11 protein-coding genes are annotated in these 13,204 nt (G+C 55.4%); 3 read left to right on the top strand and 8 right to left on the bottom strand.

Features of this window, described 5'->3' with window-relative positions; genetic code table 11:
* Genes RID21_RS14420 through RID21_RS14405 form a run of 4 tightly spaced genes read right to left on the bottom strand, consistent with a single transcriptional unit; the run spans position 1 to position 4,881 of the window.
* Positions 1 to 2,253, bottom strand: a complete 2,253-nt coding sequence (locus RID21_RS14420; protein ID WP_350189942.1) for a peptidoglycan D,D-transpeptidase FtsI family protein — start codon at positions 2,251 to 2,253, stop codon at positions 1 to 3.
* Positions 2,254 to 2,293: 40 nt separating this feature from the next.
* The gene (locus RID21_RS14415; RefSeq protein WP_350189940.1) at positions 2,294 to 2,833 is read right to left on the bottom strand and encodes a hypothetical protein; all 540 of its coding nucleotides are present in this window, start codon (positions 2,831 to 2,833) and stop codon (positions 2,294 to 2,296) included.
* Between the two features lie 14 nt (positions 2,834 to 2,847).
* On the bottom strand, positions 2,848 to 3,813 hold the full coding sequence (locus RID21_RS14410; protein ID WP_155364238.1) for a rod shape-determining protein MreC: 966 nt from the start codon (positions 3,811 to 3,813) through the stop codon (positions 2,848 to 2,850).
* Between the two features lie 18 nt (positions 3,814 to 3,831).
* The gene (locus RID21_RS14405) at positions 3,832 to 4,881 is read right to left on the bottom strand and encodes a rod shape-determining protein (protein ID WP_145180594.1); all 1,050 of its coding nucleotides are present in this window, start codon (positions 4,879 to 4,881) and stop codon (positions 3,832 to 3,834) included.
* Between the two features lie 285 nt (positions 4,882 to 5,166).
* Between RID21_RS14405 and RID21_RS14400 the strand changes: the two genes are divergently transcribed.
* Positions 5,167 to 5,799: a CPBP family intramembrane glutamic endopeptidase gene (locus RID21_RS14400; protein WP_350189938.1), complete on the top strand. Its 633-nt coding sequence runs from the start codon at positions 5,167 to 5,169 to the stop codon at positions 5,797 to 5,799.
* Positions 5,800 to 5,875: 76 nt separating this feature from the next.
* Here the strand turns inward: RID21_RS14400 and RID21_RS14395 are convergent, their stop codons facing one another.
* Positions 5,876 to 6,952 carry a Gfo/Idh/MocA family protein gene (locus RID21_RS14395; RefSeq protein ID WP_145036334.1) on the bottom strand — a complete coding sequence of 359 codons (1,077 nt, stop codon included), beginning with the start codon at positions 6,950 to 6,952 and terminating at the stop codon, positions 5,876 to 5,878.
* A 182-nt stretch (positions 6,953 to 7,134) separates the two neighbouring features.
* Positions 7,135 to 8,358 (bottom strand): tyrosine--tRNA ligase, encoded by a 1,224-nt coding sequence (tyrS, locus tag RID21_RS14390; RefSeq protein ID WP_350189936.1) that lies wholly within the window; start codon positions 8,356 to 8,358, stop codon positions 7,135 to 7,137.
* 316 nt (positions 8,359 to 8,674) lie between these two features.
* Between tyrS and RID21_RS14385 the strand changes: the two genes are divergently transcribed.
* Positions 8,675 to 9,520, top strand: a complete 846-nt coding sequence (locus tag RID21_RS14385) for a SirB1 family protein (protein ID WP_350189934.1) — start codon at positions 8,675 to 8,677, stop codon at positions 9,518 to 9,520.
* 3 nt (positions 9,521 to 9,523) lie between these two features.
* On the opposite strand, the gene RID21_RS14380 is transcribed toward RID21_RS14385, so the two are convergent.
* Together RID21_RS14380 and RID21_RS14375 are read right to left on the bottom strand one after the other, a co-directional pair.
* Positions 9,524 to 10,042: a hypothetical protein gene (locus RID21_RS14380; protein ID WP_350189932.1), complete on the bottom strand. Its 519-nt coding sequence runs from the start codon at positions 10,040 to 10,042 to the stop codon at positions 9,524 to 9,526.
* A 362-nt stretch (positions 10,043 to 10,404) separates the two neighbouring features.
* On the bottom strand, positions 10,405 to 12,183 hold the full coding sequence (locus RID21_RS14375; RefSeq protein ID WP_350189930.1) for a tetratricopeptide repeat protein: 1,779 nt from the start codon (positions 12,181 to 12,183) through the stop codon (positions 10,405 to 10,407).
* 148 nt (positions 12,184 to 12,331) lie between these two features.
* Between RID21_RS14375 and RID21_RS14370 the strand changes: the two genes are divergently transcribed.
* Positions 12,332 to 13,168: a sugar phosphate isomerase/epimerase family protein gene (locus RID21_RS14370; protein WP_350189928.1), complete on the top strand. Its 837-nt coding sequence runs from the start codon at positions 12,332 to 12,334 to the stop codon at positions 13,166 to 13,168.
* Positions 13,169 to 13,204 lie beyond the last annotated feature (36 nt).

Here is a 13,204-nt window from a genome sequence, read left to right as displayed (position 1 = left end):
TCAGTTCGCCTGCAACTTCGGTTGTGTTGGCTGCAGCACGCTGGTATCGAGCATCGCTCGCACCAGCTTCTGCGCCACCGGCCCCGCGACACGGCTCCCCGATCCGCCATGCTCGATCACCACGGCAAACGCGTACTTCGGTCGCTGCGCGGGTACAAACCCCGCAAACCACGCATGGTCGTTCTTGCCGCCCCCGGTCTCTGCTGTCCCCGTTTTACCGGCAATCGTAACTTCTTTGAGACGCACCGTTTTATAACCGGTCCCCCGCGGATGCGCGACCACCTCGGTCAGACCTTCCCGCACCCGTTCCAGCGTGCCGGGATGAATGCCACTCACGTATCGGCGCGGATACGAAATCATCTGCCGCGTCGTCGTGGATGATTCCGCGGAAGGCACCACGCTATGCGCTAAATGAGGCACGACCATTTCCCCGTCATTGGCCACCACCGCCATCAGCCGCGCAATCTGCAGGGGCGTCACCGTCAGCCGCGACTGACCAATGGCCATGCCCAGCGTGTCCCCGGGATACCAGGGCGATTTCTTCTCAGACTTCGGTGGTGAGGGATCAGGCAGATGACCGCCCCGCTCTCCCGGGATATCAATCCCCGTCGGCTTGCCGAATCCGAGTTGATCGGCCCAGTGATGAATCGCCTCCGGTCCCATCGTCCGGGCCGCCTGGAAGAAATAGACGTTACAAGATTCCCGCAGCGCCCGCGTCAAAGTCAGTTCATTATGACCCACGCCATAATGTCGGTAGATATAGTCACGGTGCCGATCGGGACGATCCAGATACCCGCGACAGATAAAAGGTTCATCGGGGTCTACCTTACCACTTTCCATGAGGGCAATCGAAGTCAGCGCCTTGAATGTCGAACCGGGGGGCAACATCATCTGTGTCGCCCGGGGAAACAATGGTCGTCGCGGATCATTCAATACGGCCTGCCACTCTTCCGGGGTCGGATGCAGCAGCAGATTCAGATCGTACCGCGGCGCGGAAGCCGTCGCCACGATCGCCCCGGTGCGAACATCAAGTACGACAATACAACCACCGGATGCAGGGTCGGTCTGTTCCGCAGGTTGTTCCTCGGTTCCCTCGCGCAGTTCCTGCAGTGATTCATCCAGCAAGTCCTGCACCTGGTCCTGCAGTCCCGTGTTCAAAGTCAGCACTACGTCATCGCCTGATTTCGGCTCGCGGATAATTTCGGTACGGATAATCTCCCCCTGACGGTTCCGAACCACTTTTTTCAAGCCTCGCAGGCCGCGCAGGTATCGGTCGTAGGTTCGCTCAACCCCCATCTTGCCGATCCGGTCGCCTTCCTTGTAATCCAGTGGATCTCCCTCAGGGAACCGCTGCTGCCGAGACTTCAAAGTCTTCTCATCAATCCGATGCCGAATCCCAATCTCGTGGGGTGCCAGCGTTTTCTGTGGATATTCCCGCAACGTCGCCACCTGGATATGTATGCCCGGAAACCGCTCCGGATGTGCCGAGATGGCCAGGGCGATCTCCCGAGGAATCCCGGAAGCCAGGGTGTGATAATCCAGCTCTTCCCGCACCACAATCCGCTCACGCCGTGGTCGACGCGGGGGCCGCGTTAAGGCATCTTTGAACAGCGTCCAGAATTTCTGCAGCTGATCCTGCTCTGCTGAGGCCTGCGTTTCCACATCAGAATCGTCGGACGAACTCGCCCCTTCTTTTTGAGAGGCACGCTCATTCACACTTTCGATAATCGTCTCAACGCGTTGTTGTACGTCCCTGCATGAGGTCTGCAGTTCTTCAGGACTGGTCTTCATCACCTGTGCCAGTTCGTCCCATAACTGCTGTCGTCGCGCCAGCACTTTCTCCTGCGCCGCCTCAACCTTCTCCCGGTTGCGGCGTTCCACCGGTTCGAGCAGCGTCAACGCCTGCTGTTTGAGCCACCTCGGATTCGGCGGCTCTTCCAGCCAACGGTAATGAGCCTGCAGGTCGAAACGTTCGACATCGAGTGCCAGCACGCGACCATCAATGGAAACGATCCGCCCGTCACGGCTCGGTATGCTTTCGAAGGATTCCGTCGTTTTCCCGAACTGCGAATAAAAGTGTTCTGCATTCATCATCTGAATGAAGAGTAACCGTCCACTCACCGCCAGCAGGGGGACCACCAGAATCAACCCCAGCAGAAACACGCGAACGCCGGGCAGACGATCCACCTGAAACGACTGGCCCGCGGCCTCGTTTTCCAGTGTCATATGATCATTGCCGAGACGGTTTCGCATCAGACAATCAGTTCCTCAAGTCCCCTGTCAGGGACACTCATCAATGAGAATAGCGAGAGGTATAAGCACGTGTTCCCGAAAGCGAGGAACCACCGGACACAGGCAACAGTGCCTTACCGATCTTGCACAGCAGCAAAACAGACAGTCCCACCGCGGACGAATAGAGCGCATTCCCTGCAGAGACAGGCAGCAGACTCTTCAACGTCTCCGCAGCAGGTAAGCTCCCCTGATTCACAATCTGAAACATCACATCGAAGGCCAGCGCCATCGTGGTGAAGACTGACGCACGACTCACCAGCGAACGCAGTTCGAACTGCACCTGAATGCGATAGACGAACCAGCAGAGCCCGGTCACGACCAGCACACCCGTTCCCGGATGGGCATCATCAAAGGTTTCACAGATGATGCCGACCAGAATCGCCCAGAAAAACACCTGCGCATCCCGTAACCAGAACAGCGCCAGGCAGAGCACGACCAGCGGCAGATTGGGACGGCTGCCCGCCACAATCATTTCGGACGCCAGCCCGACCTGGGCAATCACTGCCAGATAACAGAGCAGCAGTAAGCTGAAGAATTTCAACGTCGATTCCTTTCTCAGTTCGCCAGCAGCCGTCGCGGATTGATAATCTGTCGCAGCACACTCACCTGGTGCACTTCAGACAGCTTTACCGCCGGTTCCACAACGATCTTCCAGTATGGTGCCCCGCGGGGAAGCTCGGCTTCGATCACCCGCCCGTAATACATCGGCTGCCCCAGCGTCGACTGCATGCTCAGGGGAAGTTCACGATCGACTTCCCCCGTGTAGACTTCCTGCCCCACCTGGATCGATTCGGTCGGCGGGATCTGTAACAGTTCACATTTTCCTTCACCGCGTCCCACCAGGATCCCATCTGTCCCCAGTTGCAGCCCCTGTTCGGTCTTACGGGCAATCCGGGCTGAGCCACGATAGTTCACCGATGTAATCGGAATCAGCGTACTCGTCCACTTGCCGACTTCGCTGATCTTGCCAATCACCGCCTGTCCCGCATAAAGCGAGTAGCCTGCTTTCACACCCTGCGCCGTTCCCTGATCGATCACAGGCAGATCCGACTGCAGCACAAACGAAGATTCAAATACGCCCTGCGCACCGCCCTGATTCAACAACCGTCCTTCTCTCAGGAGTGCAATCGATGCTTCTCCCAGAACGTTGGCCTCAATCAGATCGGGAACCAGCAAACGGTCACTCTGATGGGTGTCGTAATCGGGAGCCCCCGTACGCCTGAGTTGAGCCAGTTCCTCAGCCAGCCGCAGCCGTTCCAGCGCGAGTCGACGGTTCTCTTCTTCCACTGCCGCGAGTTCGCGTTCCAGTTGTTCCACTCGACCATCAGGTACATTCGTTTTGACTTCCGGGACATCCCGTTTTTTCAAAGTCTGTACCAGCGACAATCCGGGACGCACCGCATCCCGCACCAGGTTCGACAGACGGCTGGAGTACTCCTGCGGAACAACGTACAGACCAACCCCGATGGTCACCGCCAGGAGTACCAGCTTGATCTCTGCTGATCGGGATTCGCGTTTCATCGATCCGGGCCCGTCCTTTTAAAAGTCACCTTCGCCATTATCAAAGGCATGCCGCCACTGGCTCAGATGTTCCAGGCAGATCGCCGTTCCGCGGGCCACGGTCCGCAGTGGATCCTCATCCACCCGCACCGGAATCCCCAGCTGTTCGCTCATGTAATATTCCAGTCCCCGCAGCAGAGCACCACCGCCCGTGAGGACCATGCCGTTATCCGCGAGATCCGCCACCAGTTCTGGCTTGCACTGTTCGATGGTCTGTTTACAACAGTTCAGAATCGACTCCAGCGGACCATGCAACGCATCGCGTAATTCTTCACTGGTCACAATCGCTTTCCGCGGAATACTGCTGATCGTATCCAGGCCCTTAACCTCACCCGTCAATTCCTGCTCCAACGGATAAGCACTGCCCAGTTCCAGCTTCAGATCCTCTGCGGTCTGCACTCCAATCCGCAACGAGAAATGCTGCTTCATGTATTCCACGATCGCTTCATCGCACTTGTCGCCGCCAATCCGCACCGAATTGCTGACTACCGTATCGCCCAGACTCATGATGGCAACTTCACTCGTCCCGCCACCAATGTCACAAACCATGCTCGCCATCGGTTCAGAGATCGGCAGCCCGGCACCAATGCCCGCCGCCTTGGATTCTTCAATCAGATAGACCCGGCCGGCGCCTGCTCGTTCGGCACTGTTGAACACGGCGCGCCTTTCGACCGGCGTGATACTGCCCGGCACTGCAATCACAACCCGCGGTCGCAAACCACGCGAATGATGACGGGCCTTGAGTATGAAATACCGCAACATCGACTCGCAGAGTTCGAAGTCGGTGATCACACCGTCCTTCAGAGGTCGTACCGCGATGATGCTGTCCGGCGTGCGCCCCAGCATCTGCTTGGCCAGCTTTCCGACTGCGGTTCCTTTGCCCAGAATCTTGCGGCTGCCTTTATGCAACGCCACTACCGAGGGTTCGTCCAGCGCAATCCCCTCGCCCTGGATCGCAACGAGTGTATTCGCCGTTCCCAGATCGATCGCCAAATCAGGACAGAGCCATTGACGTAAACGGTGCAGCATCCTTGCACTACCGCTTCATGGAAAAAGAAGAACTGAGTGGATAAGAAACAGTCGACAATCTCATCGATCAACCGACGAGACGCCTGTGATTCACATAACATCCTGTTAAGATTGGGAAAATGTATTCGAGATGGTGAGTTTCTGCAAGATGCAGTTTTGAAACTAATACATCGCCTTTAAAACAGGAAAACCTGGCAATCCTGGATAGCATTTCGGGAGTTGGATTCCCCCCCGGCACCGCTATAATCCCATTATCCTTGAACTTAGAGAGTGAACCCCTGCCCGATGTCGAACCCGGACGACGAACAAGAACTGGATGACAATCCACCCCAGGATCAGCAACTTTTAATTCTGGGCGGCTCCCTGTTCTCCATCGGCATCATCCTCGCTGCTTTCGGATTTGGCTGGGCTCTGGATATCAACCCGCTGGCGAATCTGAACTGGAGCTGGTCGGCACTCATCATCGGCACGCTCGCTGCGCTGCCTATGTTCGGATTCTTTCTGCTCACGATGAAACTCCCCTTCCAGGCATTTCATAAGATCAATCAGTTTCTGCTCGACGAAATCGGCCCCCGCATTGACAAGGCGTCTGTGCTGGAAGTGTTCATCCTCTGCATCTTCATCGGCCTGGGAGAAGAACTGCTCTTTCGCGGGGTTCTGCAATCCTGGTCCAACCAGTTTGGTGTGATCTATGCCATCATCTTCACCAATCTGCTTTTCGGCATTCTACACTCGGTCACCCGCGTCTATGTCATCGTCGCATCGCTGATGGGCGTCTACCTCAGCCTGCTGCTGATCCTCTTCACGCCTCAGAACCTGCTGATCCCGATCACCACACACACCGTCTACGACTTCCTCTGCTTCATGATGCTCATCCGCATCTACCGCCAACAGACAGCTGAGACCGCTGCTGACTGAATCACACACAGTCCGTAAAAAAAGCAGGACGGGCTCTCCTTAACCCGTCCTGCTTTAATTGGCATCCGTTCCAGATTTACTTGTTCTTCGGAATCCGGGGATCCCGCTTCAGAGGCAGTGAAACCTGTTTGCCGGTCCAGGAAGACTGATAGATCGCCAGAATGATTTCGACACTCTTACGACCATCGTTACCGTCTACCAGTGGCTTTTTGCCGGTCTTGATTGACTTGATGAAGTCTTTCAACTGTTCCATATGCCCGGCGTAAGAGATCGCCGAAGGATCGCTGGCACCGCCGGTGTTACCGGTCGACTTACCCAGCTCCTCACGGATCTTCGCATCACGGGCCTGTTCTTTGGAGAACTCCCAGTGCAGTACGTCGTCCTGCTCAATGATCACGGTTCCCTCGGTACCCGAGATTTCCGTCTTCTTGAGCAGACCGGGATAAACACTGGTGGTCGCTTCGATCACACCCAGGGCACCATTCTTGAAGCGAATGGTAGCCACGCCGGTATCTTCAACTTCGATCCGCTCGTGAGCCAGGGTGCCGGTCATCCCGTTCACATCTGCTACTTCACCCATGAACCAGAACAACAGGTCGACGTTATGAATCGCCTGATTCATGTAAGCGCCGCCGCCGTCCAGTTTCCAGGTACCGCGCCATCCGCCGCTGTCATAATATTCCTGTGTCCGCCACCATTTGACGTAGGTATCGCCCAGGGTCAGCTTGCCGAAGCGGCCTTTTTCGATGGCCTTCTTCAATTCCACATTGGCAGCGCCAAAGCGGGACGGCATGATCGTCGCCAGTTGAACTTTGTTTTTCTTACAGGCGTCGATGATCGCATCACACCGTTTCAGAGTGATTTCCAGCGGCTTTTCCACAACGACGTGCTTGCCGGCATTTGCCGCAGCGACCGCCGGATCCATGTGGGCTCCACTGGGGGTGCAGATGGTGACGACGTCCACTTCCGGATCGGCCAGCATCTCATCCAGCTCATGATAGGCTGTGCAACCATTCGCTTCTGCAAACTTGTCAGCTGATGCTGGAAACTGATCATAACAGGCGACCAGCTTGGCACCCCGAATCTCTTCGAGCGCCTTTGCATGAAAATTCGAAATCATGCCACAGCCGACAATTCCAAATCCTGTTGCCATAACTGTTGCTTTCTGTGTTTCTTTTGAAATATGTAATACTTCACCCGCTACGGTGAAGCACGATTCTACTGCGCGATCGTTAATACCACGTTTTACGAAGTATTCCTCATGAATGCAATCCGCGCGGAATCATTTCCCCTGATTGCAAATAGAAACGCACAGAGAATACAAAGTGCCTTGACTTAATCGACCAGATCCACCTGGCAGAATCGTTTCTTGCCCACCCATAACAGCAGACCCGACTCCACGGGAATCGCCTGATCATGTGATTCAATCCGGTCCTTCTCGGCCCCCATTTTGGCACCTCCCTGCTGGATCGAACGTCGAGCATCGCTGGTTGAACCACACAGGCCGGTCACCTTCAGCAGGTTCGCTGCCGCCAGAGTTCCGTCCTCGTTCAGATCGGATTTCGAAATCTGTACTACGGGAATATCGGAAGGCATTCCGCCAGAGCCAATCTCCCGCTGCCAGCGTTCGGCGGCATCATCTGCTGCAGCCGCGTCGTGGTATTCGGTGATAATGGTTTTAGCCAGCTTGACCTTGGCTTCCTTGGGATGCCCCTCCAGAATCGTCTTTACTTCATCCAGCGGGAAATCTGTCAGCAGCTCAAAGAACATCTGCATGCTGTCGTCTGAGAGCTGCATGAATTTTTTCATCATCTCATACGGGGCTTCGCTGATCCCGATGTAGTTCCCCAGGCTTTTCCCCATTCGACGCACGCCATCGGTGCCCACCAGAATCGGCGACATCACGCTGACCTGTTGTCGGAGTCCCTGGTCTTTCTGCAGGTCCCGCGCCAGCATGAACGAATACAGCTGCTCCGTTCCTCCCAACTCGACGTCTGCTTTAATCTCGACTGAATCCCAGGCCTGCATAATCGGATACAGGCACTCGTGCAGATAAATCGCCGCCTCTTCCTTATAACGCTTCGAAAAGTCGTCGCGCGTCAGCAACTGGGCCACTGTCACTTTGCTGCACAGTTCCAAGATGTCCGCGAAGTTCATCTTGCTGAACCAGTCCCCGTTCCGGACGACTTCGGCATTGTCCAGGTCGATCACCTTCCCCACCTGGTTCAAGTAATCAGTGGCGTTCGTTTCGACCTGCTCGGCTGTCAGACGGGCCCGGGTTTCATCACGCCCGGAGGGATCCCCTACCAGCGCCGTGTAATTTCCGATGATGATCACCGCCTGGTGTCCCAACTCCTGAAACTGACGCATCTTCCGCATCGGCACCGTGTGACCTAAATGGAGGTCAATCCCTGTCGGATCGATTCCGTATTTAATCCGTAAAGGCGTGCCGGTCTCGCGGCTCCATTTCAGTTTTTCTGCCAGTTCCTGTTCGGGAACGATCTTCTCCACACCACGGCCGATAATAGCCAGTTGCTCTTCCACAGGCAAAAATTGCATTGTATCTCAGACTTTTCTCACAAATCAGGGAATCAGTTACAGGGTCCTGCTCATTGTGTCGACTCGCCCCGCGAGCGTCAATCAAAGCAGGACGCTGTATGTCTGTTATTTTGACTGATCAGCCCGGGAGACCGACTCCGTCCCCGGGAGCTTGTCTTTTTTACAAACCATCCCCGTTTTTCGCTGAAGCAAAAAAGTGGCATTGATCGAAGCCGCGATCATCGGTTAAAAATAAGTTCCACGGCAGATGTCCTCCCCGTCTGCAACTGACTCTTTCCCGAATCCTGCCCGTTCCTCCTGACAAAGTTCGTCTCTGATGGACCTTAAGCAAATATTTCAGTTCAAACAGGATCCCGAATTTTCCCGGCTCCTGCACCACGACAAGCAGATTGATCTCACTAAAGCCGCACTCGAGCTGGCCCGCGATGATCAACCAGACCTCGTCTTTGAACACGTTCTGATCTGGGTCCGCCAGCGCGCCTGCGAACTTTCGGGCCGCGTCGCCCTCGCGGAAGATGACCGCGCACTGGTGCAATGCCTTGTCCAGTGCCTAGCCGGTCAGCACGGACTGGGGGGAGATACCATCTGCTATCATCAGGCGGAAGGCAGCTACCTGAATCACGTCATCGAAAGCCGCCAGGGACTGCCGATTTCGCTCTCCCTGATTTACATGGCAGTCGGCAAAGAACTGGGCATCGACATTCACGGTGTCGCCGCCCCGCTGCAGTTCCTGGTTCGCTACGATGCACAGGATGGCCCCCTGTTTATCGATCCCTACTCGAAAGGGACGATCTACAGCGAGGAAGAATGTCTGAACCGACTGGGCGAACTCGGAGAATTCCCCCGGAGTGTTTTAAAACGCCTGTTACAGCCGGCTACCCATCGGGAAATCATCATTCGTATGCTGATGAACCTGAAACGCATTCATGAAGAGCGTCAGGATTTCGCACGTGCCTGGAATGTGCAGCGACGACTGTGTGCCTTGCACCCACTCTCCAGTACACATAAGAAGGAGCTGGCTGCACTCAGTTTCAAAACGCAGAAACTCGGCCTCTCCGTCGAACTACTGGAAAACTGCCTCAAAAGCTGTCCCGAATCCGAACAGGATGACCTCCAGCTCATACTGCAGAAAGTGCATGCCGAACTGGCGCAGTGGAATTGAAGCTCAGCCTGTCTCAGACAGACTCGCATCCATGCCGATCTGGTACAGAAATCGCCCACCACTCTGGAACAGATGCGCTTTAGAAAATCGACTCCAGGCCAGACTGACCACGATAAACTCCCGCTCTGTCTGTTCCACGTCGAATGTGATCGCGACCTCGCGTGACAGAATCGGCATATCGTGAAAGAAGGAGATGCCTTCGATCGAGAGATTCCGGCACTCGACGATGGTCAGTTCCGAACTCAGCGATTTGGTCTTCGGGTCGAAGAAGGCCAGACCGATCTGACGCTCGCAGGGAATCCGATGCCATCGGCGACTGCTCAAGGAAAACGGTTCCAGGTTCCAGCTGGCGACAATCGAATCCGCCAGCTTGTTCAACTCGGGAATCCGTCGCAGACAGGGAAACTTCTGAGTCTCCTGCAGAAACGCCGTTCGCTTGTCCGGACTGAGTTCACGGATCGCATCCTCGATCTGAGGGGATGAGACAGGTTCTCTCGCAGGCACCTTGATCATATCTCGCATTGATTTACTCATCGCTAAACGTATCAGAAAGGACTCCAGAGCTGTACGGCCCGGAATATTTTGAATTGATTTCAGTCATGTCGGGAGAATTGCATTCGTTGAAACATGCCTGACGGGGTTTCAGGGAGAGAGATACCAGAAATCTAGCCTGCAAAGAATTTCTGGTCAAATTGTTCCAGCAGAACAACACAGCCCGAAAGCCTCTGTTTTCCCTGCAATCGGGTCCAGGCCGCATAACCGGACTTGAGACGCCTGCTTCTCTAATCGGCAAAGACGCCAGTCGCATATGAGGTTACGACGTGAGAAAACGTTCATCCCAGACGAGATGAGGCGGATCACTCATTTTGCATTTTCACTGGAAATCAGGAAGCCTCTTGACTGGACTTTTGTCCAAGTACCGCTTTCACGTCCTCAACCACGGGCCCCCATTCGCCCAGTTCCGCCTGCCGAAAGAGACGCGCCGTCGGATACCAGGGACTGTCACTCCGATCCAGCAACCAGCGCCACTCAGGAAGACGCGAGACCAGAATCCAGACCGGTACACCCAGACCTCCCGCCAGATGGGCACAGGCCGTATCGGTGGTAATCATCAGATCCAGATTTTTCATCAAAGCAGCCGCTTCAGTGAAATCGCCAACCTCCGCCTGGTACTCCGGACCTGGTTGCCAGAGTTTTCCGGCCGCTTCAAATGACGCCAGCTGGTCTAAGCCATTCACCTGCTGCACGCTCACAAACTGTACGCCAGTCACATCCAGCAGAGGCGAGAGCTGCTCCAGTGGAATCGAGCGGAATTCATCCCGGGGAAACTGCAGATTCCCGCTCCAGTTCAAACCCACTTTTTTGCCTTCCAACGCTGAGAGCACTTCGCCCCAGTGTGCCGTCCGATCCGCGGCAGGTTGAAAGAGAGGCACCTCGCCGGGAATCGTCTCCAGGCTGGTTTCCAGAAAACGAGGCACACTCAACAGGGAGCACTGATAGTCACATTCGACAACCGGATCTCCGGGAACCAGCAGTTCATCAATCTCCTCAACGCTCTTTAACAGACCAGCCAGTTCCGGCTGAATGAGTACCAGTACCCGTCCTGCCCCGCGACGTTTTAATTCGCTGGCAAAACGAATAAACATCAAAGTGTCGCCGAAGCCCTGTTCGCACCACAGGCAGATCGATTTCCCTTCCAGCGGTTCTCCCTGCCAAGCGGGTCCAGGATAACTCATTCGCGTTGATGCATCGATCTCGGACCGACGTTCATACCCCTCCCAGCCAGCCTGCAAATCGCCTGTCAGCATGCGGGTGGTCGCCAGATTGAATTCCGCAATCGGAAAATGAGGCTGCAGTTCTAATGCTTTCTCAAAGTTCACACAGGATTCATCGAAGCGATGCGCCAGCCGCAACGCGTTCCCCAGGTTGTTATATCCCTCGGGCTGATCGGAGGCCGCCTCAATGGAACGCTCCGCAGTCTGGATCGCCGCCGAGATATTCCCCATGCATTCCAGCACGTAACTCAGGCTCACCAGAATCTGGTAATGACCGGGGTGAGACTCCAGCATCGCCTCATAGAGTTCCACCGCCTCGGGGTAATGACGCTGCAGCACCAGCACATAGGCCAGCTTCATGGAGCGATTGAAATCCCCGGGTGTCTGCTCTAACAGTTCCCGGTAGATCACTTCCGCTTCCGCAAAACGGCGTGCCACTTTTAACAGGTCGGCCAGTTTCTCATAGGTCTCGGGGCTACCGCTGTTTTCGTATGATTTCCGGAAACATTTAGCCGCCTCGTCCAACAGCCCGCGGCTCTCAAACAGGCTGCCCAGGTTATAATAGGCCCGTTCATAATGGGGATTCAGACGCAGTGCGTGTTCAAAAGACTGACCGGCCTCCTGCCATTTACCCATCGCATGATAGGCCACACCCAGGTTATTATGGGCGTCCGGGAGTTCCGGATTGAGCTGAATCACCTTCAGGAAGCTCTGAATACTCAGATCGAGTTGCCCCCGCTGCAGTTGCAGTGTTCCCAGGTAGTAGCGGGGCTCCCAGTGACGGGGATCCTGTTCCAGCAACTGCTGGTAGACAGCTTCTGCCTGATCCAGTTGCCCTGCATTGTGATGCGTCAACGCGGTATTGAGTAATTCCTGAACCTCAGACATCCGAGAACTCCATCCGTGCCTGTGCCAAGCGAGCTCCGCTCCAGGACTTTAGGCTAGTAGCTTTGAATTTCATCTGAAGTCAAAGTAACATGCTGAAAGCAGTACTGCAATAACGGTTCGCTGATCACTGATATAGAAAGTCGAATGCATGGCCGCCCTCGTTTCCTGCCTGACCAACTCCTATGGTCGCTTTGGTCCCGTCGCCGCGATCGAACACATCCGCGATGCCGGAATCGATCACCTCGAACTCAACATCAAAAACCACGGCGTCCCCTCGTTTTTCAAAGAGACGCCGCTGCTCACGGAAGCCTCCACCGCTGAGGAGATCGCGCACGTCAAAGATCTGTTGAAACAACACCATGTCAAACTCTCGAGCTGCAACATCACCACCGGCAATCCCCTCGATCCGGAAGTCGTCACGAAGACGAAACGAAAGCTCGACCTCGCTCATCAGCTGGGCGTCCGACTCGTCGTAGGCGGCGCGGGAGAAATCGAACAGGAATCGGATCGCGACACCCTCTACCAGCATCTCCGCGAGATCGGCGATTACGCGGGAGCACAGGGCATCACCTACTGCTTTGAAACGCACCCCGGCATCTGCGTCAACGCAGCCGGGATGCTCCGCACCATGCAGGATCTGGATCACCCTAACCTGCGACTCAACTTCGACACCGGCAACATCAATTACTACAACGAGCACGCGAATGTCCTGGAGTCCCTGCACGAGGTCGTCACCTGGGTCAAACACGTGCACCTCAAGGATTCCTACTGCAAATTCAAGGACTGGAATTTTACCGCTCTGGGCGAAGCGGGAGGCGTCGACTTCTTGAAGATCCGCTACATCCTCGAAGACAACAACTTCAATGGCCCCTACAGTCTGGAAATCGAAGGCATCGCAGGGGAACCGGAGCTGACGCTGGAAGAACACCACAACCGCGTCAAGCAGAGTGTGGTTTACCTGCGGGAGTGCGGCTTTTTTGAGTGAACACACAGGCTGGACCACTCGCTGAGCGACCAGCCT

The sequence above is a fragment of the Gimesia sp. genome (assembly GCF_040219335.1).
In the GTDB taxonomy this organism is placed as follows: Bacteria; Planctomycetota; Planctomycetia; order Planctomycetales; family Planctomycetaceae; genus Gimesia.
The sequence above is the reverse complement of the archived record's forward strand: the minus strand, read 5'-3'. Positions and strand labels throughout refer to the sequence as shown.